Source organism: Streptomyces himalayensis subsp. himalayensis (assembly GCF_013778455.1).
Taxonomy (GTDB): Bacteria; Actinomycetota; Actinomycetes; order Streptomycetales; family Streptomycetaceae; genus Streptomyces; species Streptomyces himalayensis.
Genome location: NZ_JACEHE010000002.1, coordinates 1 through 25,892, shown reverse-complemented (window position 1 = coordinate 25,892; position 25,892 = coordinate 1). Strand labels below are relative to the sequence as shown.

The 25,892-nt window shown below is 71.4% G+C and carries 24 protein-coding genes; 14 read left to right on the top strand and 10 right to left on the bottom strand.

The features are described from left to right. The 5 genes from cseB to H1D24_RS03815 form a co-directional block, all read right to left on the bottom strand. Positions 1-714, bottom strand: a complete 714-nt coding sequence (gene cseB / locus H1D24_RS03835; RefSeq protein ID WP_181655943.1) for a two-component system response regulator CseB — start codon at positions 712-714, stop codon at positions 1-3. Between the two features lie 21 nt (positions 715-735). Then, complete coding sequence (locus tag H1D24_RS03830; protein ID WP_374064135.1) at positions 736-1,404, bottom strand: hypothetical protein; 669 nt, start codon at positions 1,402-1,404, stop codon at positions 736-738. A 56-nt stretch (positions 1,405-1,460) separates the two neighbouring features. Next, positions 1,461-2,000 (bottom strand): SigE family RNA polymerase sigma factor, encoded by a 540-nt coding sequence (locus tag H1D24_RS03825; RefSeq protein WP_181655942.1) that lies wholly within the window; start codon positions 1,998-2,000, stop codon positions 1,461-1,463. 280 nt (positions 2,001-2,280) lie between these two features. After that, positions 2,281-3,258 (bottom strand): HhH-GPD family protein, encoded by a 978-nt coding sequence (locus H1D24_RS03820; RefSeq protein ID WP_374064133.1) that lies wholly within the window; start codon positions 3,256-3,258, stop codon positions 2,281-2,283. 429 nt (positions 3,259-3,687) lie between these two features. Continuing rightward, positions 3,688-4,341 (bottom strand): phosphatase PAP2 family protein, encoded by a 654-nt coding sequence (locus tag H1D24_RS03815; RefSeq protein ID WP_181655941.1) that lies wholly within the window; start codon positions 4,339-4,341, stop codon positions 3,688-3,690. 197 nt (positions 4,342-4,538) lie between these two features. On the opposite strand from H1D24_RS03815, the gene H1D24_RS03810 reads away from it, so the two are divergent. Further along, positions 4,539-5,351, top strand: coding sequence for a hypothetical protein (locus tag H1D24_RS03810; RefSeq protein ID WP_181655940.1), 813 nt, complete (start codon positions 4,539-4,541; stop codon positions 5,349-5,351). 120 nt (positions 5,352-5,471) lie between these two features. On the opposite strand, the gene disA is transcribed toward H1D24_RS03810, so the two are convergent. Together disA and radA are read right to left on the bottom strand one after the other, a co-directional pair. Then, a complete protein-coding gene (disA, locus tag H1D24_RS03805; RefSeq protein ID WP_181655939.1) occupies positions 5,472-6,596 on the bottom strand; it encodes a DNA integrity scanning diadenylate cyclase DisA in 1,125 nt (374 codons plus the stop codon). A 68-nt stretch (positions 6,597-6,664) separates the two neighbouring features. Next, complete coding sequence (gene radA / locus H1D24_RS03800; protein ID WP_181655938.1) at positions 6,665-8,074, bottom strand: DNA repair protein RadA; 1,410 nt, start codon at positions 8,072-8,074, stop codon at positions 6,665-6,667. A 746-nt stretch (positions 8,075-8,820) separates the two neighbouring features. Here radA and H1D24_RS03795 point away from each other — a divergent pair. Next, positions 8,821-10,686, top strand: a complete 1,866-nt coding sequence (locus H1D24_RS03795; protein WP_181655937.1) for a BACON domain-containing protein — start codon at positions 8,821-8,823, stop codon at positions 10,684-10,686. 122 nt (positions 10,687-10,808) lie between these two features. Here the strand turns inward: H1D24_RS03795 and H1D24_RS03790 are convergent, their stop codons facing one another. Next, on the bottom strand, positions 10,809-11,711 hold the full coding sequence (locus tag H1D24_RS03790) for a DUF3109 family protein (protein ID WP_181655936.1): 903 nt from the start codon (positions 11,709-11,711) through the stop codon (positions 10,809-10,811). 71 nt (positions 11,712-11,782) lie between these two features. On the opposite strand from H1D24_RS03790, the gene H1D24_RS03785 reads away from it, so the two are divergent. The 4 genes from H1D24_RS03785 to ilvD all read left to right on the top strand — a co-directional run bounded on the left by H1D24_RS03785 (position 11,783) and on the right by ilvD (position 16,495). Then, complete coding sequence (locus tag H1D24_RS03785; protein ID WP_181655935.1) at positions 11,783-12,715, top strand: Ppx/GppA family phosphatase; 933 nt, start codon at positions 11,783-11,785, stop codon at positions 12,713-12,715. A 193-nt stretch (positions 12,716-12,908) separates the two neighbouring features. Further along, positions 12,909-13,733, top strand: a complete 825-nt coding sequence (locus H1D24_RS03780; protein ID WP_181655934.1) for a sugar phosphate isomerase/epimerase family protein — start codon at positions 12,909-12,911, stop codon at positions 13,731-13,733. Further along, complete coding sequence (locus H1D24_RS03775; protein WP_181655933.1) at positions 13,730-14,344, top strand: TetR/AcrR family transcriptional regulator; 615 nt, start codon at positions 13,730-13,732, stop codon at positions 14,342-14,344. Before H1D24_RS03780 ends, H1D24_RS03775 begins: the two co-directional genes overlap by 4 nt. A 300-nt stretch (positions 14,345-14,644) precedes the next feature. Beyond that, positions 14,645-16,495, top strand: coding sequence for a dihydroxy-acid dehydratase (gene ilvD / locus H1D24_RS03770; RefSeq protein WP_181655932.1), 1,851 nt, complete (start codon positions 14,645-14,647; stop codon positions 16,493-16,495). Between the two features lie 88 nt (positions 16,496-16,583). On the opposite strand, the gene H1D24_RS03765 is transcribed toward ilvD, so the two are convergent. Then, the gene (locus tag H1D24_RS03765) at positions 16,584-18,815 is read right to left on the bottom strand and encodes a serine/threonine-protein kinase (protein ID WP_181655931.1); all 2,232 of its coding nucleotides are present in this window, start codon (positions 18,813-18,815) and stop codon (positions 16,584-16,586) included. A gap of 152 nt (positions 18,816-18,967) precedes the next feature. On the opposite strand from H1D24_RS03765, the gene H1D24_RS03760 reads away from it, so the two are divergent. The 8 genes from H1D24_RS03760 to proC all read left to right on the top strand — a co-directional run bounded on the left by H1D24_RS03760 (position 18,968) and on the right by proC (position 24,396). Continuing rightward, positions 18,968-19,294: an SH3 domain-containing protein gene (locus H1D24_RS03760; protein ID WP_181655930.1), complete on the top strand. Its 327-nt coding sequence runs from the start codon at positions 18,968-18,970 to the stop codon at positions 19,292-19,294. A 47-nt stretch (positions 19,295-19,341) separates the two neighbouring features. After that, positions 19,342-19,653: an SH3 domain-containing protein gene (locus H1D24_RS03755; RefSeq protein WP_181656376.1), complete on the top strand. Its 312-nt coding sequence runs from the start codon at positions 19,342-19,344 to the stop codon at positions 19,651-19,653. A gap of 20 nt (positions 19,654-19,673) precedes the next feature. After that, a complete protein-coding gene (locus H1D24_RS03750; RefSeq protein ID WP_181655929.1) occupies positions 19,674-20,018 on the top strand; it encodes an SH3 domain-containing protein in 345 nt (114 codons plus the stop codon). A gap of 117 nt (positions 20,019-20,135) precedes the next feature. Then, positions 20,136-20,642: an EamA/RhaT family transporter gene (locus tag H1D24_RS03745; protein WP_181655928.1), complete on the top strand. Its 507-nt coding sequence runs from the start codon at positions 20,136-20,138 to the stop codon at positions 20,640-20,642. Between the two features lie 109 nt (positions 20,643-20,751). Beyond that, positions 20,752-21,564: a class I SAM-dependent methyltransferase gene (locus H1D24_RS03740; protein WP_181655927.1), complete on the top strand. Its 813-nt coding sequence runs from the start codon at positions 20,752-20,754 to the stop codon at positions 21,562-21,564. Positions 21,565-21,675: 111 nt separating this feature from the next. Then, the gene (locus H1D24_RS03735; protein ID WP_181655926.1) at positions 21,676-22,524 is read left to right on the top strand and encodes an ABC transporter ATP-binding protein; all 849 of its coding nucleotides are present in this window, start codon (positions 21,676-21,678) and stop codon (positions 22,522-22,524) included. Next, positions 22,521-23,318 carry an ABC transporter permease gene (locus H1D24_RS03730; RefSeq protein WP_181655925.1) on the top strand — a complete coding sequence of 266 codons (798 nt, stop codon included), beginning with the start codon at positions 22,521-22,523 and terminating at the stop codon, positions 23,316-23,318. Before H1D24_RS03735 ends, H1D24_RS03730 begins: the two co-directional genes overlap by 4 nt. 265 nt (positions 23,319-23,583) lie before the next feature. Continuing rightward, positions 23,584-24,396 (top strand): pyrroline-5-carboxylate reductase, encoded by an 813-nt coding sequence (proC, locus tag H1D24_RS03725; RefSeq protein WP_181655924.1) that lies wholly within the window; start codon positions 23,584-23,586, stop codon positions 24,394-24,396. Positions 24,397-24,445: 49 nt separating this feature from the next. On the opposite strand, the gene trpS is transcribed toward proC, so the two are convergent. Continuing rightward, positions 24,446-25,444, bottom strand: coding sequence for a tryptophan--tRNA ligase (trpS, locus tag H1D24_RS03720; protein WP_181655923.1), 999 nt, complete (start codon positions 25,442-25,444; stop codon positions 24,446-24,448). Positions 25,445-25,892 lie beyond the last annotated feature (448 nt).

The following is a 25,892-nucleotide window of genomic DNA, read 5'->3' as shown; positions in this document are numbered from 1 at the left end:
TCAGGCCCTGAGCTTGTAGCCGAAGCCGCGGACCGTCTCGATCCGGTCCTGGCCGATCTTGGTGCGCAGGCGCTGCACATGGACGTCGACGACGCGGGTGTCGCCACCCCAGCCGTAGTCCCACACGCGCTCCAGCAGCTTGTCGCGGGAGAGCACCGTGCCGGGCGCGGAGGAGAACTCGAGCAGCAGCCGCATCTCGGTCGGCGTCAGCCCCACCAGCGCGCCACCGCGCCGTACCTCCATGCCCTCCGTGTCGATCTGCAGATCGCCGAAGCTCAGCACACCGCCGCTCGCCTGCCCCGCGCCGTCGGCCTTACCGGCACCGGAGGCCGCCCCGCTCGCGTGCCCGAAACGGCGCAGCACGGCGCGGATCCTGGCCACCAGCACGGCGCCGTCGAACGGCTTGGTCACGTAGTCGTCGGCGCCCGCTTCCAGGCCGAGGACGACGTCGATCGAGTCGGCGCGCGCCGACAGCATGATCACCGGCACGGTGGACTCGTCGCGGATGCGCCGGCAGAGCGAGACACCGTCGAGGCCCGGGACCATCACATCGAGCAGCGCGATGTCGGGTCGGTCGGCCCGGAACGCCTCGAGCCCCGACAGGCCGTCGGGCATGGCGGTGACCACGAAGCCGTCGCGCTCCAGCGCCAGCTGGGTGGCCTCGCGGATGACGTCGTCGTCCTCGACGAACAGGACGTGGGTCTGCTCTGCCATCCGAATGTGCTGCCTTCTGTGTCAGTTCTCCGGGGCGGTGGGCGAACCCCCGCCCACCGCGTTGCTGTAGTCGTTGTGCGTACGGGCCTGCTCGACGAACCTGTTCGCGGACCAGTGGTAGGTGATCACGTTCTCGCCGGACGGGTACTCCACGGGATCCCCCTTCTCGTACACCTGCATGGTGACGACGAGGTCGCCCCTGTCGATCTCCGCATAGACAGGCGGCTCCTCGACGCGGAAGACATTCTGATACTCCGTGCCGACCGCGCGGTACACATACGAGCCGACGCCGACCGCATCGCCGCAGGTCATCACGTTGACGACGATGTCGTCCGAGGAGCCGCCGGTCAGCTTGCCGTAGGACACGTCGACGGGGTACTCGTCCGCGACGCACGGTTTCAGGTCCCGCTTGACCTCGGCGCTCACCTTCGGATCGTTCTTGACCAGCGCGACCGCGTCGACGCGCTTCGCCGTGGGAGCGGGCGATGAGGAGGGCGAGGGTGCGGACTGGGCGACCGAGGCGCCCCGCGCCGGGCCCTCGTCGCGCGCACCGGTGCCGCCCGCGCCGCATCCGGCGAGGGAAAGGCCGAGGGCGGCGAGCCCGGCCGCCGCTGTGCCCCCCGCCGTCAGGGTTCGTCCCGTCCGGCCGCCGCGTCCGGCGGCGGGGACGTCGCCCCGTGGGGCCCCCACGCCTCGTCGTGACCCTACGCGTCGTAGGTGCCGTATCCCTCGTATGGCCCCCATGCCTAGGCCGCGCAACGCTCCCGCTCCTCACGTTCGAGCGCGCGCGCATCGAGGTCGCGGTTCTCCAGCTCCTGGCGGAGCCGGGCGAGCGCCCGGTGCAGCGTGCTCTTGACCGTGCCGACCGACATGCCGAGGGCGGCGGCCGTCTCCTCCGTGGACATCTGTTCCCAGTGTCGCAGCACGACGACGCTGCGCTGCTTGGGTGCCAGCACCTTCATGACGTCCATCAGCAGGGCGCGGTCGGCGTGCTGCTCGGTGGCGTCCTCGACGCTCGCGTCCGGCAGCTGCTCGGTGGGGACCTCCTCCAGCTTGCGAGCCCGCCACCACTCCGTCCGCGTATTGATCATGACGCGGCGCAGATACGCGTCGGCCAGCCGCTTGTCGGCTATGCCCTCCCAGTGGCCGTACGTCCGCACGAGCGCGGTCTGCAGCAGGTCCTGCGCGTCGACCGGGTCGGGCACCAGGCGCCGGGCGCTGCGCAGCAGGGCGTCCTGCCGACTGCGTACGTACTCCTCGAACTCGAACACCTCGCCGTGCGCCATTCCGAACCGCCTCCGTCCGTCCCGTGTTCGCGCTGGTGCGCGCCCCTGTGCGGTACGGCAGAAGCTACGGAGCGGTTGTCACGAGGCTGTCCGAAGCAGCCTGCGGCGGACGCACGGCTGTCCGGCGGTTGTGTAACAGAAGCCGGACTGCCGTAAAGCGTGGTGAGCGGCCGTATCGAGTGATGGGCGGCCGATAGTGGGCGGCGGGGGTTGGTAGCGGTAGCCGGAGGTCGGTCAGGCCAGCGGGAGGTCGGTCAGGCCAGCAGGGGCGGGAGATCGGTCAGGCCAGCGGGAGGCGGTACAGGCCGCCCTGCAGTGGCTCGACGAGACCGTCGGCGACCAGTCCGTCCAGCGCCCGCGCCCGCTGCACGGGCTCGTCCCACACACGGTCGAGCACGGACTGCGGCACGGGCGCCACGGCCTCCCGCAGCACGGCCAGCAGTCGGCCGCGCACCTGGCGGTCGGTCCCCGCGTACGTCTGGGCGCGGCGCGGCGCCCCGTCGTGCGCCGGCTTCCCGGCCAGCCGCCATGCGCACTGCGCGGCGATGGGGCAGCGGACACAACTCTCGTTCTTGGCCGTGCAGATCAGCGCCCCGAGCTCCATGGACGCGGCGGCCCAGCGCGATGCCGTGCGCTCGTCCTCGGGGAGCAGCGCGCGGGCCAGCTTGCGCTCGGCGGCGGTGGTGGCGTTGGGCGGGTACTGCGTACCGGTGACGGCGCGCGCGAGGACCCTGCGCACATTGGTGTCGAGGACGGCATGCCGCTGCCCGTAGGCGAAGGACGCCACGGCGGCGGCGGTGTACTCGCCGATGCCGGGGAGCGCGAGCAGCTGCGCGTGCTGCGTCGGTACGTCGCCGCCGTGCCGCTCCGTTATGGCGACGGCGGCACCGTGCAGCCGCAGCGCGCGCCGCGGATAGCCGAGCCTGCCCCAGGCGCGGACGGCTTCCCCGGGCGCCTCCTCGGCCAGGTCGGCAGGGCGCGGCCAGCGGGCCATCCACTGTTCGTACACGGGCAGCACGCGGTTGACCGGGGTCTGCTGCAGCATGAACTCGCTGACCATCACACCCCATGGCCCCGCCTCGGACCGACGCCACGGCAGGTCGCGCGCGTTCTCCTCGAACCATGCGATGACGGGCGGGTGCAGGGCGGCGCCGTCCGGGGCGCCCGGGGCGGCCCCCGGGGTGCCGGAGGCGGCGCGGCAGGACGGCATGGGCGCCGTGGACGGGGTGGGCGGCATGGATTTCGTGGGAGCAGTCATGGCACGCACGATCCTGCCACGGTGCCGCACGCCGAGCGGACATCCGCGGCCGCGGCCCCACAGAAGGCCAGGTGAGAGGCGGGAGTGACACGCCGGGCGACACGGTTTCGGGCCGTACCGGGGCGGTTCGAGGCGCCTGGCAGCCCCGAAACCTGACGATCGGAGGGGCGCCACGGCGGCCTCCGGACGCCACCGCCGACTCCCTTGAGCCCTCCCCGGTCAGAGCTCATACGGCGCGTACGGGGACGCCGAACCCATTGGCGCAGCCCTCGGCAGCGGCAACGGCGGCTGCCGCCTCGGCCCGCCACAGCCGGCGCGGCGCAGTACAGGCCGAACCCGCCACAGCCGGCGCGGCGCAGTACAGGCCGAACAAGCCGATCGCCGACCCGTTGCTGTCCGGTCTCCGTGGCCGTCGAGGCCGCGGCGCCGTCAGCCGCGATGGGCCGATCGCGGCTGGGGCGTGTCCCGGCCCGGTGCCGCGGGACCCGGACCGGCGAACCACCGGACCGGTCTCGTGGTGGACGCCCGCAGTGCCTCGGCCACGTGCGTCATCGGCCGGGCGCCCAGACGCACCACGGCGTATGCCACGGCGGCGCCGAGGAGCAGCCCCACGAGCACGTCGTGCGGATAGTGGACGCCCACGAAAACCCGTGAGTACGCCATCAGCAGCGCCATCGGGAAGGCGAGCCGGGCGAGACCGCGCCAGGCGAGCGTCAGTGCCACCGCCGCGGCGCCCGCGATCGACGCGTGGTTGCTCGGGAACGACCAGTCGCCGTGGGGCGGACAGGCGACGAGCGAGGCGGGGGCGCCGGCCACGGCGCGGCACGGACGCACCTCGTCCACCGCGGACTTGACCAACTCGCTGCACACAGACGCCACCGCGGTCGCGAGCGGCGCGAGAACCGCGACGGCCAGCGCGTAGGGCCCGCCGCGCCGCGCCCGCCACCATGCGGCTACGAACAGCGCTCCGAACAGCAGCAGTCCGGCCTCCGTCCATGCCTCGACGAGGTGCTGCACCCACGCCGGGGTGTCATGCGCGAAGTCGCTGATGCCGCGGTACAGACCGGAGTCGATGTCCTGCATGAGCAAGGACAGTACGCAATAAGTCGGCACATCACATGATGCGATGGTTCAGTCCCGTATCTGCCGAAAGGCAGGGGCGGCGGAGCGGTGGAGGGGTGTGAACGGGCTGCGCGGCCGGGATGATGATCCGCAAAAGTTGCGGCGCGGGGCGGCGGGTGGGGCAGGATAACCCGCTGATCTCTCGTACAGTTTGCGCCGTGGGATCTCTGCGCAATCCTGTCGGGCCGCTTCCCTCCAGCATCTACTGGCGACGGAGGGCCGTTCTGCTGTCCATGGTCGCCCTGCTGGCACTGCTCGTCGTATGGGTCGTCAATTCCGGTGGCGGCGGCAACAACAACGCCGGCGACTCCGACGGCAAGAACCCCGCGCCCTCGATCACGCCGGGTCCCTCCGGATCCGGGCCTGCGATCAGCGAAAACCCGGGCGGCCGCGACGAGTCGGGCGGCAGCGGCGACGGCTCTGGGGACGGTGACGGCTCGGGGGACGGTGAGGGCTCCGGCGAGACGGGAAGCTCCGGCGGTTCGGGCGGCGAGGGCGGCACGGATTCCCCGGACGGCGCCACGGGCGGCGGTGGCTCGGGCGACCGGGTTCCGGCCGGGTCCAGCCTGCCCAACTGCGCTGCCGGTGCGGTCAAGTTCACGGTACGCAGCGTCCGCAACACGTACGACCCCGGTGAGAAGCCGGAGTTCGAGCTGATCGCGCAGAACACGTCGGGCACCGCCTGCAAGGTGGATCTCGGGCCGAAGGAGGCCGTGCTGACGATCACGCTGACCGGGAGTGACGACGCGTTCTGGACGTCATCGGACTGCCCGGAGGGCAGCGGGAGCCTGCTGCTGCGGGTGCCGGCGGACGGGAGCGTCACGCAGACCGTGGTGTGGGATCGGCACGCGAGTGCACCTCAGTGCGCGACGCCGGCGGCCGGCTCGGCGAAGGCGGGTACGTACCTTGTCGAGGCGAAGGCCTCCGGCCTCGGAACGGCCCGAACTTCCTTTGTCCTGGAGAACGATTAGCCCTTGGCGGGCCGACCGCGGGCACTGCAAGAACAGCGGGCACTGCAAGAACAGCGGGCACTGCAAGAACAGCGGGCACTCCAAGAACAGCGGCGCCCGAGAACCGCAGCCCGCCGGAGGCTAGACGTAGCGCTCGAGGATCGAGGACTCCGCCAGCCGCGACAGCCCCTCCCGAACGCTCCGCGCCCGGGCCTCCCCGACCCCGTCCACCGTCTGCAGGTCGTCGACGCTCGCGGCGAGCAGTTTCTGCAGGCCGCCGAAGTGCTCCACGAGGCGGTCGATGATCGCGCCGGGCAACCGCGGCACCTTGGCCAGCAGCCGGAACCCCCGCGGCGACACCGCCGAGTCCAGCGCCTCCGGCGACCCGGTGTAGCCCAAGGCCCTTGCCACCACGGGAAGTTCGAGAAGCTCGGTGTGCGTCAGAGAGTCGAGTTCGGCCAGCGCCTCCTCGACCGTACGGGACCTCTTCGCGGTCGGCTCCGGTACGTAGTCCCGGACGACGAGCTCCCGCTCCGGCTCCACGCCCGCGATCAACTCCTCGAGTTGGAGGGCGAGCAGCCGCCCGTCCGTGCCGAGCTCCACCACGTATTCGGCGATCTCGGTGGCGATGCGCCGCACCATCTCCAGGCGCTGGGCGACGGCCGAGACGTCCCGGACCGTCACCAGGTCCTCGATCTCCAGCGCCGACAGCGTGCCCGCGACCTCGTCGAGCCGCAGCTTGTACCGCTCCAGGGTCGCCAGGGCCTGGTTCGCCCGGGAGAGGATCGCGGCCGAGTCCTCCAGGACCCGTCGCTGTCCGTCCACGTACAACGCGATGAGCCGCATGGACTGGGACACCGACACGACCGGGAAGCCGACCTGCTTGCTCACGCGGTCCGCGGTGCGGTGCCGCGTGCCGGTCTCCTCGGTCGGGATCGTCGGATCCGGCACGAGCTGGACACCCGCCCGCAGGATCTTGGTGAGGTCCTTGTCGAGGACGATGCCGCCGTCGAGCTTGCACAGCTCGCGCAGCCGCGTCGCCGTGAACTCGACATCGAGGACAAAACCGCCCGTACACATGGCCTCGACGGTCTTGTCGGAGCCGAGGACGATCAGTCCTCCGGTGTTGCCGCGGAGGACGCGCTCCAGGCCGTCACGCAGCGCCGTGCCCGGCGCGACAGCGCTCAAAGAGGCGCGCATGAGCCCATCGGCACCGGAGCTCCCACCGGACTTTCCGGGAGCTGCTGCCCGGTCGTTGGCTGCCACTGCACTCCTCCGGTCGCAGGTTCTGGGGCGCCCTCGGTTCGTACGGATGGGCGAGACCGGGGCAAAGTCTACCGGCGGTCCTCCTCCTCCCGTGGGGCCTCTCTCCGACGCGACCTCGGCAGCACCCGCAGAGCGTCCCCTATGTCGGCGACTTCCAGGACCTTCATACCGGCCGGGACCTTGCCCGGATCCGTCGGTACGAGGGCGTGTGTGAAGCCGAGGCGGTGGGCCTCCGCGAGCCTGCGCTGGACGCCGGTGACCCGTCTGACCTCGCCCGCGAGGCCCACCTCGCCGATCGCGACGAGGTTCTTCGGCAGCGGGGTGTCGCTCGCGGCGCTGGCGAGCGCGAGCGCGACGGCCAGGTCCGCCGCGGGCTCGGAGAGCTTCACGCCGCCGACCGTCGCGGAGTAGATGTCGCGCTTGCCGAGCGCGCTGATCCGGCCGCGCTGCTCGAGGACGGCGAGCATCATCGAGACGCGGGACGTCTCCAGGCCGGAGGTGGTGCGCCGGGGTGAGGGGATCTGCGAGTCGACGGTGAGCGCCTGGACCTCGGCGACGAGCGGGCGGCGGCCCTCCAGCGTCACGGTCAGGCACGTGCCCGGAACCGGCTCGGCACGCCGGGTGAGGAAGAGGCCGCTGGGGTCGGCGAGACCGGTGATGCCCTCGTCGTGCAGCTCGAAGCAGCCGACCTCGTCCGTCGTCCCGTACCGGTTCTTGACGCCGCGGACCAGCCGCAGGCGCGCGTGCCGGTCGCCCTCGAAATGCAGCACGACGTCCACGAGGTGCTCGAGCAGCCGCGGGCCCGCGATCGCGCCGTCCTTCGTGACATGGCCGACCAGGAGCGTCGCCATGCCGCGCTCCTTGGAGGCGCGGATGAGGGCCCCGGCGACCTCGCGGACCTGGGCCATGCCGCCGGGCGCCCCGTCGATCTCCGGCGAGGCCACGGTCTGTACGGAGTCGAGGATCAGCAGTGAGGGCTTGACCGCGTCCAGATGACCGAGGACGGCGGCCAGGTCGGTCTCGGCCGCCAGATACAGGTGGTCGTCGATGGCCTTGATGCGGTCCGCGCGCAGCCGCACCTGGCTCGCGGACTCCTCACCTGTCACATAGAGCGTGCGGTGCTCGTCGCTGGCCGACTTGGCCGCCACGTCCAGCAGGAGCGTCGACTTGCCGACGCCCGGCTCGCCCGCGACGAGGACCACGGCGCCGGGGACCAGTCCGCCGCCGAGCACGCGGTCCAGCTCGGGCACGCCGGTCGTGCGAGCCGTGGCCTGGCGGCCGTCGACCTGGCCGATCGGCACGGCCGTGGTGGTGACGCGGCCGGGCGTCGTCGTACGCACCGCGGGCGCGCCGTACTCCTCGACCGTGCCCCATGCCTGGCACTCGGGGCAGCGGCCGAGCCACTTGGCCGTCTGCCAGCCGCACTCGGTGCAGCGGTAGGACGGCCGGTCCTTGCCGGATTTCGTACGGGCAGCCATGGACGAAACCGTAGCGGTGCCCACCGACAACCCGGCCCCCGGCCGCCGACTGCGGCTGCTCGCCGGATGCCGCGGCGCCCGGCCGTCGGCTGCGGCTGCGCGCCGTCAATGCCCAGTTCCCGCCGGTGGCTGCGGCTTCTCGCCGCCGCTGGCACGCCCCCCGTCGCCGAGTGTGGCTGCGCTTCCCGACCGCAGCCTCGCCCTCGGCGGCTGTGCGGCTCAGGGCGGCAGGCGGGATCGTGCCGGCCAAGGGCCGCGGGAGCCGGTCGGCACCCTCGGCCCTCGGCCTGCGCGCGTGCCGACGCGCACCGCACCGCACCGCACCCGGGGCGCCGACCGGCGTCCGGTGGCCCCTTGCCGCCCGCGCGCCCGGTACCCACCGCTCCCGAGCTCGCGCCCTGCGTACGCCGACCGCCCCGCACCCCGCCCCGCGTGTCCGCCTGCACTACGCCCGCGCCCGCCAGTGCCGTGCGGTATCCGCGTCCGCCGGCGCCGTGCGGCATCCGCGCCGCGCGCCACCCGCGCCGGCCAGTGCCGCGCCACATCCGAGCCCGCCGGGCGCCGCGCGACATCCGCGCCCGCCGGGCGCCGCGCGCCACGAGACCGCCCCGCGCCCCGGTCCCTGTAACGCTCGCATCGCGGAATGACGGGTTCCTGTCCCCTTTTGAGGGATCTGTTCACCCGTAAGGATTAAATGTGCGCGACGGTGAGGAGGGCCCCACCACCACCCGCCTACGGTCGCACGGGTGACGAGCAGTAGGCCGCAGCACTCCAGACAGACCCCCGGAGCCCGCCGGGCGCATCGTGATGCGCGGCACCGCGGGGCGGCGCACCGCACGCTGGTCCAGCGGCCGCCCGCGCGCTACGAGCCGTATCTCGACGGCCTGTTCACGTACTGCCTGTCCGTGCTGTGCGACCACGACGCCGCGACCGCCGCACTGGGTGAAGCCCTCGCGTGTGCCGAGCGCCGCGGCTCGCGCGGGCCGGACTCCGAGAGCGACCGCAAGGCCTGGCTGTACGCGCTCGCACGCTGGTCATGTCTGCGCAAGCTCGCCGAGGCCAAGCGGAAGCGGCAGAGCTCGCGTGCCGCCGGGCGGCACGCCGAGCGGACAGCCGCCGCCTCGGTCTCGGCGAAGAGCGACCGGAGCCCGGCCCCCTCGGTCTCGGCGGAGAGCGACCGGACCCCCGGCCCCTCGGTCTCCGCGGAGACCGAGCAGGAGCGCCGGCGCGAACTGGCGCTGCTGGCCTGGCCGGAGGCCGCCGGGACGACCCCCGAACAGCGAGAGGCGCTCGAACTCGCCGTACGCCACCACCTCGCCGCCCACGAGGTCGCCGCGGTCCTCGGCATGGACCTCGCGTCGACCCGGGAACTCCTGGCCACCGCGGCCTGCGAGGTGGAGCGCACCCGTGCCGCGCTCGCCGTCGTCGAGACCGGCACCTGTCCTGCCGTCGCCCGCCTCACCGGCGACAACCAGCTGCTCCTCGGCGCGGCCCTGCGCAGCGAGCTCGTCCGGCACGTCGACGACTGCCCCCGCTGCCGCCGTACCGCCGAGCGCGCCGGGGCCGCCTGGCCCGGCACCAGCGTCACCCCGGCCGCGCTGCCCGTGGTCGAGGCCCCGCGCCCCGCCCTGCACGCCGCGATGACGCATGCCCCCCGCGCGCGGGACAGCGCACCGCGCTTCGACCGGCGCGGCTTCCCGATGGACCCCAGGGACCGAGCAGCCCGCCGCGGCCGGCTACGCGCGCGTGCCGTGGCGACGACCGTCGTCGCCACGGTCGTCGCGGCCCCGGTGCTCGCCCTTTGGGCCGCCTACCGCGGCGCGCCTCTCACCGGCGAGGGCCAGGACGGCCGCTCCATCTCCGTCAGCGAGGCGGACGGCCCCGGCGGGCTCGGGGGCGACCACGCGGGCGGCTACGAGAACGCCGGCAACGCCAGCCCCGAGCCCGACGCGCGCTTCACCGCCGGCAGCCGCACGCCCGACGTGTCCGTGGAGGTGATCAGCCCGGGAGCACCGCCGTCCCACAGCGCGGTCGGCCCCGGCAGGCTCACGGTGGAGGCGCAGCCGAGCGGCGGCGACACGACACTGATCACGCTGCGGGCATCGGGGGGCGCACCGGTGCACTGGTCGGCGCGCGCGGACGCCCCGTGGCTCTACTTCAGCCAGTCCTCGGGAACGCTCGCGCCGGGCGAGTCGCTCACGATCGAGGTGTACGTCGATCACCATCGCGAGCCTCCCGGCCATTGGCGCGCACAGATCGTGATCGATCCGTCGGGTGCGGTGATCGCCCTCGAGGGGTACGGAGAGTCGTCCCCGCCACCCTCCAGCCCGCCTTCGTCCAGCCCGCCGTCGTCCTCGCCCGGTCACCCGTCCCCGTCCGATCCGGGGCCGGCGCCGAGCGACCCGCCCTCGTCGGATCCGCCCCCGTCGTCCGACCCGCCGCCGTCGTCCGATCCGCCCCCGTCAGGGCAGGATCCCGCCCCGAGCGACCCGGCGCCCTCCGACCCGGACCCCGCGCCCAGCGACACCGCCCCTTCCGACTCGCCGGCCCCGTCGGACCCGGGGGACTCGTCGCCGCCGCCGAGCGACGGGGGAGGGGCGAGCCCCAGCTGAGGGGCGTAGGCGGGCGGCCCGCCCGCAGGACGACGACGCTACTGCTGTCGACGGCGGGTGCTTCTGACAGTGACCGATGGGCCCAGGGCTGGGCGGGGCGTCGGCTCCGGAACGGCCCCGCCTCAGCCCGCGGGGTCGGCGGGGTGCGGCGCCACCAGAGGCAGCTGCGACGCCAGCCGGGCCTCGCACAGCTCGACCAGCCGGTCGTATCCCGCCTTGCCCATCAGCTCGGTGAGCTCCGGCCGGTACGAGACGTACACCGGCTCGCCCGCTCCGTGCGCCGAGGTCGCCGACGTACACCACCAGTGCAGATCGTGGCCGCCCGGACCCCAGCCCCGGCGGTCGTACTCGCCGATCGACACCTGCAGGACGCGGGTGTCGTCGGGCCGGTCGATCCACTCGTACGTCCGGCGGATCGGCAGCTGCCAGCAGACGTCCGGCTTGGTCTCCAGCGGCTCACGCCCCTCCCGCAGCGCCAGGATGTGCAGCGAGCAGCCCGCGCCGCCCCCGAAACCGGGCCGGTTCTGGAAGATGCAGGAGCCCTCGAAACGGCGGGTCTGGCGCTCGCCGTCCTCGTCCTCCTGGACCCAGCCGGTCTGCGTGCCCACGTCGTGGTGCTGCCAGATCTCGGGAGTGAGCCTCGCCACATGTTCGGCGACGCGCTTCTCGTCGTCCTCCTCGGAGAAGTGCGCGCCCAGCGTGCAGCACCCGTCGTCCGCGCGGCCGGCCTGGATGCCCTGGCAGCCGCTTCCGAAGATGCAGTTCCAACGGGAGGTAAGCCATGTCAGATCGCAGCGGAATACCTGTTCGTCGTCCGCCGGATCAGGGAACTCGACCCATGCGCGGGCGAAGTCCAGGCCCTTCTCATCGGGCACCGGCTGCTGCTCCTGCACCGATCCCCTCGATCCCTTCGACTGCTTCGGCGGCTTCGACTGCCTCTGCTCCGACGGCCTCAGCTCCGGCTCCTGCGCCTTCGAGGAACCCTTGGCGGATTTGTCGGTCTTCGCCTTTTTCGTCTTTGGCACGCCTCCAGGGTATGCGGGTGGAACCCCGCCCCGGGACTTCCGTCCGGCCCACGCGCAGTAGCGTTCCGTATATGAGACTCGGTGTCCTCGACGTGGGTTCGAACACAGTGCATCTGCTCGTGGTGGATGCGCACCCGGGCGCACGCCCGCTGCCCGCGCACTCGCACAAGGCGGAACTGCGGCTTGCTGAACTCCTCGACGGCGACGGAGCCATCGGACCCGACGGCGTCGGCAAACTGATCGGCACCGTCCACGAAGCGCTGCAGGCGGCCGAGGACAAGGGCGTCGAGGACCTGCTGCCGTTCGCCACCTCCGCGGTCCGCGAGGCCAGCAACGCCGACGACGTACTGACCCGCGTCAAGGACGAGACCGGTGTCGAGCTGCAGGTGCTGACCGGTGAGGAGGAGGCCCGTCTGACCTTCCTCGCAGCCCGCCGCTGGTTCGGCTGGTCGGCCGGAAAGCTGCTGGTCCTGGACATCGGCGGCGGTTCGCTGGAGATCGCGTACGGCATGGACGAGGAGCCGGACGCCGCCGTCTCGCTGCCGCTGGGCGCAGGACGTCTGACCGCGAGCTGGCTGCCGGGCGACCCGCCGGACCCGGCGGACGTGAAGGCGCTGCGGCGGCATGTGCGGGCGCAGATCGCGCGGACCGTCGGGGAGTTCAGCCGCCTCGGCACCCCGGACCATGTGGTCGCCACCTCCAAGACGTTCCGGCAGCTCGCCCGTATCGCGGGCGCCGCCCGCTCGGCCGACGGCCTCTACGTCCAGCGGGAGCTCAAGCGCAGGTCCCTGGAGGACTGGGTGCCGCGGCTCATCGAGATGACGGCCGAGGAGCGCGCGGAGCTCCCGGGCGTCTCCGAGGGCCGCTCCGGTCAGCTCCTCGCCGGCGCACTCGTCGCGGAGGGCGCGATGGACCTGTTCGGCGTGGAGTCGGTGGAGATCTGCCCCTGGGCGCTCCGCGAGGGCGTGATCCTGCGCAGGCTGGACCACATGTCGAGCACGTAGGAGGTGCCGGGTCGCCCCCGCTGCGGAGGGTTGGGCACTGGGGTGCCCCCAGCGTCAACTGGGGGGAACCCCGACGCCGGGACACCCCTCAGCCGGACAGCAACCACGTCGTACGTGGGGGAGCGTCTCTGTTGGGGCGGCACCGCCGGGGGACGCCCCCGTCGCGGGGACCTTGCCCCGTACCCTGTCCCTCGTGGCAGAACCAGTGGTGCGCATCCCGGATGCGAAGGTCGCGCTCTCGACGGCCTCGGTCTATCCGGAGTCGACGGCGACGGCCTTCGAGATCGCCGCGCGCCTCGGGTACGACGGTCTCGAGATCATGGTCTGGAACGACCCTGTCAGCCAGGACATCGCGGCACTGCGCCGCCTGAGCGACTACCACCGCATCCCGATCCTCGCCGTCCACGCCCCCTGTCTGCTGATCACGCAGCGGGTGTGGTCCACCGACCCCTGGGTCAAGCTCCAGCGCGCGAAGTCCGCCGCCGAGCAGCTGGGCGCCTCCACGGTCGTCGTACATCCGCCCTTCCGCTGGCAGCGGCAGTACGCCCGGGACTTCGTACGCGGCATCTGGCGCATGGCCGACGAGACGGACGTACGGTTCGCCGTCGAGAACATGTATCCGTGGCGCTACCGGGACCGCGAGATGCTCGCCTACGCCCCGGAGTGGGACGTCACCAAGGACGATTACCGGCACTACACGATCGACCTCTCGCACACGGCGACCGCCCGCACCGACGCGCTGCAGATGATCGACCGCATGAGCGATCGGCTCGGCCACGTCCACCTCGCCGACGGCAGCGGATCCGGCAAGGACGAGCACCTGGTCCCCGGCCGCGGCACACAGCCCTGCGCCGAGGTCCTGGAACGTCTGGCGCTGAACGGCTTCGACGGCCACGTCGTCCTGGAGGTCAACACACGGCGGGCCATGTCCAGCGCCGAGCGCGAGGCCGATCTGGCGGAGGCCCTGGCCTTCACCCGGCTCCATCTGGCGTCCGCGGTGAGGGTGCCGAGATCATGACCGACACGGCTCCGCGGCGCAGGGGACGTCCATCGCGTACGCATGCGGGGGAGGGCCCCGCGGCGCGCGAGCGCATTCTGCAGTCGGCCCGCGAGGAGTTCTCCGAGCGGGGCTACGACAAGACGTCCGTGCGCAGCATCGCCAAGGGAGCGGGCGTCGACCCGGCGCTCGTCCACCACTACTTCGGCACCAAGGAACAGGTCTTCGAGGCGGCGATCGAGGTCGTCTTCGCGCCGGCCCTGAAGGCGCCGGACACGATCATCGAGGGTCCGCTCGACGGGGTCGGTGAGCGGTTCTCCCGGTTCCTCTTCGGTGTCTGGGAGAACCCGGTCACCCGTACGCCCCTGCTTGCCGTGGTCCGGTCGGCCATGAACAACGAGGCGGCCGCCGCGGTCTTCCGCCGGCTCGTCACGACGCAGCTGCTGCGCAGGGTCGCGGGCCATGTAGGCACGCCGGACGCCGAACTGCGGGCCGAGCTGGCGGCCGCCCAGCTCGTCGGCGTGGCCATGATGCGGTACGTGATCAAGTTGGAGCCGCTGGCGTCGGCGGACGTGGAGCAGATCATCGCGCGGGTGGCGCCGGTGGTGCAGGGGCATCTGACCGGGCCCTGAGCCCGGTGCAGGTGCATGTGAGCGGACCTTGAGCCCGGTGCAGGTGCATGTGACCGGCCCTTGACCCGGTGCAAGGTCATCTGACCGGCCCCTGGGCCCGTTCGTGGCCCGACCGGGTGCCGGTGACCGAGACAGGCGTCCCGCATTCCGGACGAGCTGTCCAGATCTTGGCGTAGCGGCGTAGGCTCGACTGCAGTCATCCCTGCCTGCGTCCGCCAGCCGTACGGACAACGCCGCGAGAGCCCGGCGACCACCGTGCCGCAGGCAGCCGTAGGCATCTGCCTGAAGGAGCGAGCGACGATGCCCGAGCTGAGGTCCCGCACTGTCACCCACGGCCGCAACATGGCGGGCGCCCGCGCCCTTATGCGCGCCTCCGGTGTAGCGAGCGAGGACATCGGCAAGCCGATCATCGCGGTTGCCAACTCCTTCACCGAGTTCGTGCCCGGTCACACGCACCTGCAGCCGGTCGGCCGGATCGTCAGCGAGGCGATCAAGGCCGCGGGCGCGGTGCCGCGCGAGTTCAACACGATCGCGGTCGACGACGGCATCGCGATGGGCCACGGCGGAATGCTGTACTCGCTGCCGTCCCGCGACCTGATCGCGGACTCGGTCGAGTACATGGTCGAGGCCCACTGCGCCGACGCCCTGATCTGCATCTCCAACTGCGACAAGATCACCCCGGGCATGCTGATGGCGGCCCTCCGCCTCAACATCCCCACGGTCTTCGTCTCCGGCGGCCCGATGGAGGCCGGCCGCGCGACCCTCGTCGACGGCACGGTCCGCACGCTCGACCTGATCGACGCGATCTCCGACGCCGTCAACGACAAGATCTCGGACGAGGACATTCTCCGCATCGAGGAGAACGCCTGCCCGACCTGCGGTTCCTGTTCCGGCATGTTCACCGCCAACTCGATGAACTGCCTGACCGAGGCGATCGGCCTCTCCCTCCCCGGCAACGGCTCGGTGCTCGCCACGCACACCGCGCGCAAGGCCCTCTACGAGAACGCGGGCGCCACGGTCGTCGAGCTGGCCAAGCGCTACTACGAGCAGGACGACGCCTCGGTCCTCCCGCGCAACATCGCCACCCACGCCGCCTTCGAGAACGCCATGGCCCTCGACATCGCCATGGGCGGCTCCACGAACACGATCCTGCACCTGCTGGCCGCCGCCCAGGAGGCCGAGGCCGGGTACGACCTGACCGACATCGACGCCGTCTCGCGCCGCGTCCCGTGCCTGGCCAAGGTCGCGCCCAACGTGGCGCCGACGCGGACGTACTACATGGAGGACGTGCACCGCGCGGGCGGCATCCCCGCGATCCTCGGCGAGCTGTACCGCGGCGGTCTGCTCAACGAGGACGTGCACACCGTCCACAGCCCCTCGATCAAGGAGTGGCTGGACGACTGGGACATCCGCAGTGGATCGGCGACCGACGAGGCCGTCGAGCTGTGGCACGCGGCGCCCGGCTGCAAGCGCTCCGCCGAGGCGTTCTCGCAGTCCGAGCGCTGGGAGGAGCTGGACACCGACGCGGCGAACGGCTGCATCCGCGACGTCGCCCACGCGTACTCGAAGGACGGCGGCCTCGCGGTCCTCAAGGGCAACCTCGCCGAGGACGGCTGCGTCGTGAAGACGGCGGGCGTCGACGCGTCGATCTGGACCTTCGAGGGCCCGGCCGTCGTCTGCGAGTCGCAGGAAGAGGCGGTCGACAAGATCCTCACGAAGCAGGTCAAGGAGGGCGACGTCGTCGTCATCCGCTACGAGGGCCCCAAGGGCGGCCCCGGCATGCAGGAGATGCTCTACCCGACCTCGTTCCTGAAGGGCCGCGGCCTCGGCAAGGCCTGCGCCCTGGTGACGGACGGCCGCTTCTCCGGCGGCACGTCGGGTCTGTCCATCGGCCACGCCTCCCCCGAGGCGGCCTCCGGCGGCACGATCGCCCTGGTCGAGGACGGCGACCGCATCCGCATCGACATCCCGAACCGCACGATCGAACTCCTCGTCGACGACACGACGCTGGAGGCCCGCCGCGAGGCCCTCGCCGGCGCGTACGCCCCGAAGTCCCGCGACCGTAAGGTCTCGGCGGCGCTGCGGGCTTACGCGGCGATGGCGACGAGCGCGGACAAGGGGGCTGTGCGGGACGTGACGAAGCTGGGCTGACGTCCGAACGGCGGCCGGGACGGGCTCGTCGGCCCGCCCGGCCCTTCACGGTGCCTCCGCGATCGCCCATCGGCACGGGATGGATCGCTCACCAACGGGAGGGATCGTCCGCCGCCACGGCGAACACCGTTCCGTCGGGCGCGCTCGCATACACCATTCCCATGGCGAGCAGCGGTGCGGGAATGTCGGCCACGACTCGGTCCGATGCCTTCGGAAGCCGGGGACTTGTCTGGCCGAGCAGAATCCCCCTGCGGGCGTCCACCGCGAGGAGGCGGCCGTCAGCGGCGGTGAAGTAGACATGCTCGGCGTCGGCGACGGGCGTCGAACCCCGGCTCACCGACGTCTCCAACCGCCACCGCTGGACCCGCGCGTCCATGTCCACAGCTGTGAGCGAACCCTCCGTCGCCAACAGGTAGACCGTGCCGCCGCGCACCGTGGCCCGGGCCTGCATGAGCGGAACGTCGAGCCGCACTCGGTGCAGGCTGCGGCTCGACGCGTTGTAGCTGACGATGGCCTCTGTATGTGCGAAGGCATCGACGGATACGAAAAAGACCGCGTCGCCCCGGGTGCCCACCGGGCTGAGTGTTCCGTCCAGGCGGCGATCCCAGCGGACCTCACCGGTGACCGGATCCACCGCGGTGACCCGGGTACCTGATGTGCCGCTCGCCGTGCTGGCGGCGTACACGAGACCGTCCGCAGCGAACGACGCGAAGGTGGGCCGATCGTGGCCCGGGAGGCGGTGGCTCCACCGCTGTTTCCCCGACGCGGCATCCACGCCGGTGACCGTGCCGTCGGGGCTCGTCAGAAGTACCGTTCGGCCCGCGAACTGCACACCACCCGCGTACGCGGAGACGTCCAGCTTCCACCGGGCCTTGCCGGAGGAGGGGGCGAGCGCCATCAGCATCCGGCCCTTCTGCACCAGGGCGAGCACGAGGCCGCCCGCCATGACCGGAGGCTCCGGAACGTCCTGTGCGAAGTCAGATGTGCGGCGCCACAGCACCGTGCCATCCTGCGGATCGACGGCGTGGATCCCAGGCTGGACACACACCAGCGTCTTGACTCCGTATGAGCACATGGATGTCCGAGCGGACTGCCCGGCTCCGGAGCCGGCGCTCAGACTTCTGGTCCACGGCTGGCGACCGGTCGGGTCGGTGCTCTGCCCGGTGGCGCTTCCGGAGACGGTGGGGTGGGGGACTGCGCCCACGTGGTGGACGGCCGCGGCCACGCCGCCGGTGAGGAGGACCGCACCGACCGCAAGAGCCACGTGGAAACGGGTGCGCACAGAATGATTCGAAGGCCGCGAGCCGGCCGCCGGCAGGAGCCCTTTCAGCCTGCTTCTGCCGACGTCCGTCCTCGCACCACCCTTTACGCCGGCTCCGTGCTCGTCCTCGCCGACGTCCTCCCTGCCCCCCTTGCCGGTGCCGAGGCCGGTGTCCTTCCCGACCGGCTCTCGCCCTCGCCGTACCGGAATGAACGCCTGGGTGTCATAGGACGCCGCGACCATGCGCAGCTGGGCCATCAGCTCGTCGGGCGTCGGCCGGTCCTCCGGTTCCTTGGCGAGACAGCGCGTTACGAGCGGCACGAGATTTCCCGGAACCGAGGTCAGATCCGGCTCGTCGTGAACCACTTGGTAGGCGACGAGATAGGGGCTGTCGGAATCGAACGGACCCCGACCCGTCGCCGCGTGCACCATCACGGAACCCAGCGCGAAGATGTCCGCCGCCGGGCCCACTTCCCGGGGGCGGCGGAACTGCTCGGGCGCCATGAAGGGCGGGGTGCCGATCAACTTCCCGGTCTCGGTGCGCAGTTCACTGTCGGATGGCCGGGAGATGCCGAAATCGATGACCTTGGGGCCGTCTTCGGCCAGCAGGACGTTGCTGGGTTTGAGGTCGCGGTGGACGACACCGGCGCGGTGGATGTCCCGCAGGGCTTCCGCCAGTCCCGCCGTCAGACGCTGCAGCTGTGGCGGCTCCATCGGACCATTCCGCTTCACGTGTTCGGCGAGGGTGGGACCAGGGATGAACAACGTGGCCATCCAGGGGCGTTCGGCCTCCGGATCGGCATCGACGACCGGTGCGGTGAACGCACCGCTCACACGCCGAGCAGCTGCCACCTCCTGCCGAAACCGCCCCCTGAACTCGGGGTCTCGGGCAAACTCGGCGTGTACGACCTTCACCGCGAGGCGCAGCCCCGAGTCGCTGCGCGCAAGGTGCACCACTCCCATGCCGCCTGAGCCGAGGCAGGACTCGAGGCGGTACTGCCCGGCATAGCCGGGAAGTTCCGCTTCCGTGCCTGCTCCAGTGCTGTGATGCGGCGCCATGGACTCTCCCCCCGGGTAGCTCGTCCGCGCGCGACATACGGAGCCTAGTCGATGATTAGTACGAAACCGGTGTGGCTTGTTAGCCTCCGCGTGCCATGTGTGTCCGCGACGCACTTGGCGCGATCAAGTGGGTTTCAACGGGGGGAGCCGACATGGCTGTTGACCGCATCGAGGGCTCGGAAGAAGAGGCGCAGCACACCACGCAGGCCGCGAGCACGGCCGACGTGCAGTTGCGCTACTACGCGATCGCCCCGGGCTACCGAGTGAACGTGCGCAGCGGCCCCGGCACGAGCTACCGCATCATCCGCGTACTGCCGGAAGGCTCGCATGTGCGGATCTTCTGCCAGCGCCCGGGAGAGACAGTGACCGGGCCGTACGGCACCACGAACATCTGGGACAACATCGCCGTCGGCGAGTACGTCTCCGACGCCTATGTGAACACCGGAAGCGACGGATACATCGCCCCGCGCTGCGCGTGAGAAGGAGAGGAACCAGCGTGAAGCTCCAGCCGACCAGACGTGCCGCGATGGCGGGAAGCGCCGCAGTCGCGGCTTTCGCCCTGACACTGGGCGCCGCGGCGGAGGCCGCGGCGGTCACCTACCCGATTGCTCCCGGCATCCGGCTGAACGTCCGTAGCGGGCCGGGGACCCAGTACACCCTCGTCCGGGTGCTGCCGGAGGGCTCCCAGGTAACGATCTACTGCCAGACGCCGGGCCAGACGATCACCGGCCCGTACGGCACGACGAACATCTGGGACAACATCGGCTCCGGGGCGTACGTCTCCGACGCGTACGTGAACACGGGCAGCGACGGCTACATCAGGCCGCGCTGCGCCTGACGAACGGGATGGGGATCACCATGAAGCTCTTGGCCGGCAGACGCACCAGGATGGCGGCAGGCGCCACCGTCGCGGCGTTCGCACTGACGCTGGGTGCCGCGGCGGAGGCCTCGGCGCTCAGGTACTACTCGGTCGCGCCCGGCTACCGCGTGAACGTGCGCAGCGGCCCCAGCACCAGCTACGGCATCGTCCGCGTCCTGCCCGATGGCGCCAAGGTGCCGATCTTCTGCCAGACGCCGGGCCAGACGATCACCGGCCCGTACGGCACGACGAACCTCTGGGACAACATCGCCGACGGCGAGTACATCTCGGACGCATACGTGTTCACAGGCAGCGACGGGTACGTGGCACCGCGCTGCGGCTGACGCCTCGGGCGTGGCCTCGCCCGCACGACCGGTGGGGCCACCCCGAGGAGCGGCAGATAAGCGAGCGGCAGAGGAGTGCCGGTAGGGATCACGGCGGGCCGGACCGATAATCGACGCGTGAGCGACGAGAAGGACGACAAGACCGGCACCCCGGCCACCCCCGCGGGCCCCCGCCCCGAACCCATCCGATTCTTCGGCACGACCTGGGTGAACCACGACGGCGGCTACGCGGCGCGCCGCGCGGCCGTAGCCGCCGGCTCGCTCGCCGCGGCGGCCGTGTCGTGCCTGGTCCTGCGCTTCGCGTACGAGGGTCTGGAGATCGCTGCCATCGGAGGGCTGGCGACCGTGCTGGTCGTCGTGATGTTCGCGGTCTGCAGCGCGCTCGCGTTCCGTCACACCTGGGACGGCTTCAGCAAGCGCCCCGAGCCCGACCGCCAGGCCTCCCTCCGAGGTCTCCTCGCCATCGGCTTCGTCGGCTCCCTCCTCGCCTACTTCCTCCGCACCCTCACCGAGGCCCCCGGCGAGAAGCTGTACCGCGAGGAGCACGAGGCGGCACGCGAGCAGTACGAACGCCGTGCGGCACGCCGCGCGGGCAACCCGTCGAAGCGGAAACGGAAAGGCTAGGCCGCCGCCCCACCGAGCGACCGCGCCTGACAGCCGCTGGCCAGGCATCCGCCTCCCCGCAACCACCCGCGGTCTGGCGGTTCTGCGGCGGATTCGCTTGCGTGGTGGCATGCACCCAGACGCTTCCGGCTACCCAGGTTCCTCAAACCTTCCAGGTCCCTCCCCCTTCGCGCTGTCCTTCGACTCCGTCGCCGGTCAGTACGCCGCCGCCCGGCCCGGCTATCCGCCAGAACTCTTCGACGCGGTCGAGGAGTTGGCAGGCCGGCCGATTCGCGGAGCGCGCGTCGTGGACGTCGGAGCAGGCACCGGCATCGCCACTCGCCTGCTGGTGGAACGCGGCGCACAGGCCGTCGCAGTCGAACCCGGCCCGGCCATGGGCGCCCAGCTCAAGGCGCACCTCCCGGACGTCCCCGTCGTCCGTGCCCTCGGCGACGCCCTCCCGCTCGGCGACGCCTGCGCCGACCTCATCACCTACGCACAGGCCTGGCACTGGACGGACCCGGGACGTTCCCTCCCCGAAGCCCTGCGCGTCCTGCGCCCCGGCGGCGCTCTCGCCCTGTGGTGGAACATCCCCGACCCGGACGTGCCCTGGTGCGCCGAGCAGGAGCGACGACTGCAGGCCCGCCTGCCCGGTTACCACGCGCACGGCATCACCGGCGAAGCGCCGCAGATCATCGACCGGCTGGCCCCCGGCCTGGGTCCGGCGCACCGCCGTCTCCACTGGACCCGCCGCATCCCCGTCGACGTCCATCTCGCCCACCTCGGCAGCCGCTCGTACTTCGCCGCCCTGGGCCCTGAGGAGTCCGCACCCGTACTGGCCGACGAGCGGCGCCACCTGCTGCGGTACTTCCCGGACGGCCTGGTCGAGGAGGTGTACGCCGTGGATCTCACGGTCGTACGCAGGCCCGGCCGCCTCACATGACAGCCGCGCATCACACCACCGGAAAACGCCCGCTCCTCCCGCGGGGGTTCACAAGGGTTCACCCACCTTGACGCCTTGACGCCACTACCCACCACGCGCATTATTCACCGCATGATGAATTTCGCTTCCGGACCCCCCGTCCGGGAAGGAACCCCCACCGAGCCCCCACCCGCCATCAAAGCCGCCGCCCTCACCGTCGTACGAGGCCCGCGCATCGTCCTCCGCAGCGTCGACTTCGCCGTCCCCCGCGGCCAGATCACCGGCCTTCTCGGCCCCTCCGGCTGCGGAAAGTCGACCCTCATGCGGGCGGTCGTCGGTACGCAGGCCAAGGTCACCGGCACTCTCGACGTACTCGGCCGCCCCGCCGGCGACCCCTCCCTCCGGTCCCGCGTCGGATACGTGACCCAGGCACCCTCCGTCTACGACGACCTGACGATCCGCCAGAACCTCGAGTACTTCGCGGCCGTCCTGGATCCCGGCCGCGCTGCCGCCGACCGCCGCCACGAACATGTCACCCGCGCAATCGCCGACGTCGACCTCACCTCGCACAGCGACGCCCTCGCCGGCAATCTCTCCGGCGGACAGCGCAGCCGCGTCTCCCTCGCCGTCGCCCTGCTCGGCGCCCCCGAACTCCTCGTACTCGACGAACCCACCGTCGGCCTCGATCCCGTACTCCGCCGCGACCTGTGGGACCTCTTCCACTCCATCGCCGCCGAGCGCGGAGCCACGATCCTCGTCTCCTCGCACGTCATGGACGAGGCCGAACGCTGCCACCGTCTGCTCCTCATGCGCGAGGGCGAGATCCTCGCGGACGACACTCCCGACGCCCTGCGCGAGCGCACGCACTCGGAGACCGTCGAAGCGGCCTTCCTCCATCTCGTCGACGAGGCCGTCGAAGCCGCCGCGGCCGATGCCGGCGCCGACACCCGCGGCAACGCCCGCAAGGAGACCGCCCGATGACCACGACGAGCACACACCCCGCACGCCCCGCGGCTGCCGCACCCAGCCCCACCGCGATCAGCGCATCCCGCACCCTCGCCACCGCCGCCCGCGTCCTGCGCCAGCTCCGCCACGACCCGCGATCCATCGCGCTGATGATCCTCGTCCCGTGCGTGATGCTCTTCCTGCTCCGCTACGTCTTCGACGGCAGCCCGGGGACCTTCGACGCGATCGGCGCCTCGCTGCTCGGCATCTTCCCGCTGATCACGATGTTCCTGGTCACCTCCATCGCCACCCTGCGCGAACGCACCTCCGGCACCCTCGAACGCCTCCTCGCCATGCCGCTCGGCAAGGCCGACCTGATCGCGGGCTACGCCCTCGCCTTCGGCACCCTGGCCATCGTCCAGTCGGCCCTGGCCACCGGCCTCGCCCTGTGGGTCCTGGGCCTCGACGTGACTGGCTCCCCCTGGCTGCTGCTCCTCGTCGCCCTGCTCGATGCCCTGCTCGGCACGGCCCTGGGCCTCTTCGTCTCCGCCTTCGCGGCCTCCGAGTTCCAGGCGGTGCAGTTCATGCCGGCGGTGATCTTCCCCCAGCTCCTCCTCTGCGGCCTCTTCACCGACCGCTCCAACATGCACCCGGTCCTCGAAGGGATCTCCAACGTCCTCCCCATGTCCTACGCCGTGGACGGCATGAACGAGGTCCTCAGGCACACGGACATGACGGCGAACTTCGTACGGGATGCGCTGGTCGTGGCCGGGTGCGCGTTGCTGGTGCTGAGCCTGGGCGCGGCGACGCTGCGCCGCCGTACCGCGTGATCGCCCCATTCAGCCCGTCTGGGGGCACCTCCCAGCGGTAGCTGGGGGAGTTTGAGGACGAGGCCGTCCAGGCCGAAAGGGGGGCTGGAGGCGCAGCCCCCAGGGACGGGAAGGGGAGGGGCGGCGGGGGCGAGAACCTTCCGAGGGAAACCCTCCAAGGGAAACGCGCCACCCGACGTCCGCCCACCGGACAACCGAGCCACCCCCACGCCCCCGGTGCGAGGATGAACCCGGACGACGCAACCCCCCGGAGGGCACCCCAGCCATGACCCAGAAAGTCGCAGTCCTCGGCACCGGCAAGATCGGCGAAGCCCTGCTCAGCGGAATGATCCGAGCCGGCTGGGCCCCGGCCGACCTCCTGGTCACCGCCCGCCGCCGCGAACGCGCCGAAGAGCTCCGGACCCGCTACGGCGTCACGCCCGTCTCGAACACTGAAGCGGCCAAGATCGCCGACACCCTCATCCTCACGGTCAAGCCGCAGGACATGGGCGCCCTCCTCGACGAACTCGCCCCGCACGTCCCCGCCGGCCGCCTGATCATCAGCGGCGCGGCGGGCATCCCCACGACGTACTTCGAGGACCGGCTGCCGACAGGCACCCCGGTCGTCCGCGTCATGACCAACACCCCCGCCCTCGTCGACGAGGCCATGTCCGTCATCTCCGCGGGCACCCACGCCACCGCCGAGCACCTCGCCCACGCCGAAGAGATCTTCGGCGCCGTCGGCAAGACGCTCCGCGTCCCCGAGTCGCAGCAGGATGCCTGCACCGCCCTCTCCGGCTCCGGCCCGGCGTACTTCTTCTACCTGGTCGAAGCCATGACCGACGCCGGCATCCTCCTCGGCCTGCCCCGCGACAAGGCCCATGACCTGATCGTGCAGTCCGCGATCGGCGCCGCCACCATGCTGCGCGACAGCGGCGAGCACCCGGTCAGGCTCCGCGAGAACGTGACATCGCCGGCCGGCACCACCATCAGCGCCATCCGCGAGCTCGAGAACCACGGCGTACGCGCGGCCCTCATCGCCGCCCTCGAAGCGGCCCGCGACCGCAGCCGCGAACTGGCCTCCGGCAAGAACACCTGACGCGCCGCCCGGCGCGGCGGCCGGCCCGACCGACCGCCGCGCCCATCGGTCACGAAGGCGGCAGCAGCCCGATCGCCCGATAGGCCGCATCCACCGTCGGCCTGGCCATTCCCCTGGCCCTCTCCGCCCCCTCCTTCAACACCCCGTCCACATAGGCAGGATCGGCAACAAGCTCCCTGTGCCTCTCCTGCAGTGGCCTGAGCACCTCCACCACGGCGTCGGCGGTGTCCTTCTTCAAGGCCCCGTACGACGTGTACGCACCACCCAGCTTCTCGGGCTCTCCATCCGTACAAGCCGCAAGAATCTCGAGCAGATTCGAGATACCCGGCTTGGCCTCCCGGTCGTACTCGACCTCCTGCCCACTGTCGGTCACCGCCCGCATGATCTTCTTCCGCACCACATCCGGCTCGTCGAGCAGATAGACGATCCCGGCTCCGGCATCGTGCGACTTCCCCATCTTCGACGTCGGATCCTGCAGATCCATGACCCGAGCCGCCACCACGGGATGCGTCGCGCGAGGCGTCACGAACGTGTGGCCGTACCGCTGGTTGAACCGCACCGCCAGATCCCGCGTCAGCTCGACGTGCTGTCTCTGGTCATCCCCGACCGGCACCTCGTCGGCCCCGTACGCCAGGATGTCCGCCGCCATCAGCACGGGATACGTCAGCAGCGAGAGCCGCACACTCCCGCCATGCGCCCGCTCGCGCGCGGACTTCTCCTTGTACTGGATCATCCGCCGCATCTCGCCGTCGGTCGCGACGCACTCGAGCAGATACGACAGACGCGCGTGCTCGTCCACATGGCTCTGTACGAACACGGTGCACTGGGCCGGCTCGAGTCCGGCCGCCAGCAGCAGCGTCGCCCCCTGCCGGCTGAGCCTGCACACGCGCCCCGGATCGTGCTCCACCGTCAGGGCATGCAGGTCGACGATGCAGAACAACGCATCAGCACGGTGCTGGTCGACTTTCGCCCACTGCCGCACGGCCCCGAGATAGTTCCCCAGCGTCAGATGCCCCGTCGGCTTGACCCCGCTGAAGATCCGCGTCATCTCTCCACCTCCTGGTCGTCGGCCGCCGCTGCCCGCCGGCCGACTCAGGTTCCTCCAGGAGGGAGATACGCGAACGGCCGCCGGAGCGGCGGCCGTTGAGTACATGCGTAAGTACGGCCGCCGTCAGGCGGCCCACCACTGCTGGGTGAACGCATGCTTGGACATGCCCACAAGGGTACGCCCTGCGGCGCCGAGTTGACATGACTGGCCGACCTACGTAGTGTTCTCCGAGTTGTCCGACGTGAGCACCGACTCCGGTCGGCCCCGGACAGCCATTCCGCAAGAACCATCCAAACGAACGATGACTCGTCGTCGGCGCGTTTTCATGCGTGTTTGCGAAATGAGGAATCAGCGTTCGAAAGGGCGCGGTCCCCGATTAGCTCGGGAGGCAGGATTCCGCTAAAGTCTCACTCGTCGGAACGGCCCAACAGCCGGGAAGACAAGCCCG

Excerpts from the sequence above, each read along its gene's own strand:
- H1D24_RS03815 (WP_181655941.1), bottom strand. The coding sequence starts at position 4,341 with ATGCAGGACATCGACTCCGGTCTGTACCGCGGCATCAGCGACTTCGCG.
- H1D24_RS03825 (WP_181655942.1), bottom strand. The coding sequence starts at position 2,000 with ATGGCGCACGGCGAGGTGTTCGAGTTCGAGGAGTACGTACGCAGTCGG.
- radA (WP_181655938.1), bottom strand. The coding sequence starts at position 8,074 with ATGGCTGCCCGTACGAAATCCGGCAAGGACCGGCCGTCCTACCGCTGC.
- H1D24_RS03820 (WP_374064133.1), bottom strand. The coding sequence starts at position 3,258 with ATGACTGCTCCCACGAAATCCATGCCGCCCACCCCGTCCACGGCGCCC.
- H1D24_RS03775 (WP_181655933.1), top strand. The coding sequence starts at position 13,730 with ATGACCGACACGGCTCCGCGGCGCAGGGGACGTCCATCGCGTACGCAT.
- H1D24_RS03785 (WP_181655935.1), top strand. The coding sequence starts at position 11,783 with ATGAGACTCGGTGTCCTCGACGTGGGTTCGAACACAGTGCATCTGCTC.
- ilvD (WP_181655932.1), top strand. The coding sequence starts at position 14,645 with ATGCCCGAGCTGAGGTCCCGCACTGTCACCCACGGCCGCAACATGGCG.
- H1D24_RS03760 (WP_181655930.1), top strand. The coding sequence starts at position 18,968 with ATGGCTGTTGACCGCATCGAGGGCTCGGAAGAAGAGGCGCAGCACACC.
- H1D24_RS03735 (WP_181655926.1), top strand. The coding sequence starts at position 21,676 with ATGATGAATTTCGCTTCCGGACCCCCCGTCCGGGAAGGAACCCCCACC.
- H1D24_RS03750 (WP_181655929.1), top strand. The coding sequence starts at position 19,674 with ATGAAGCTCTTGGCCGGCAGACGCACCAGGATGGCGGCAGGCGCCACC.
- H1D24_RS03740 (WP_181655927.1), top strand. The coding sequence starts at position 20,752 with ATGCACCCAGACGCTTCCGGCTACCCAGGTTCCTCAAACCTTCCAGGT.
- H1D24_RS03765 (WP_181655931.1), bottom strand. The coding sequence starts at position 18,815 with ATGGCGCCGCATCACAGCACTGGAGCAGGCACGGAAGCGGAACTTCCC.
- H1D24_RS03755 (WP_181656376.1), top strand. The coding sequence starts at position 19,342 with ATGGCGGGAAGCGCCGCAGTCGCGGCTTTCGCCCTGACACTGGGCGCC.
- trpS (WP_181655923.1), bottom strand. The coding sequence starts at position 25,444 with ATGACGCGGATCTTCAGCGGGGTCAAGCCGACGGGGCATCTGACGCTG.
- proC (WP_181655924.1), top strand. The coding sequence starts at position 23,584 with ATGACCCAGAAAGTCGCAGTCCTCGGCACCGGCAAGATCGGCGAAGCC.
- cseB (WP_181655943.1), bottom strand. The coding sequence starts at position 714 with ATGGCAGAGCAGACCCACGTCCTGTTCGTCGAGGACGACGACGTCATC.
- H1D24_RS03730 (WP_181655925.1), top strand. The coding sequence starts at position 22,521 with ATGACCACGACGAGCACACACCCCGCACGCCCCGCGGCTGCCGCACCC.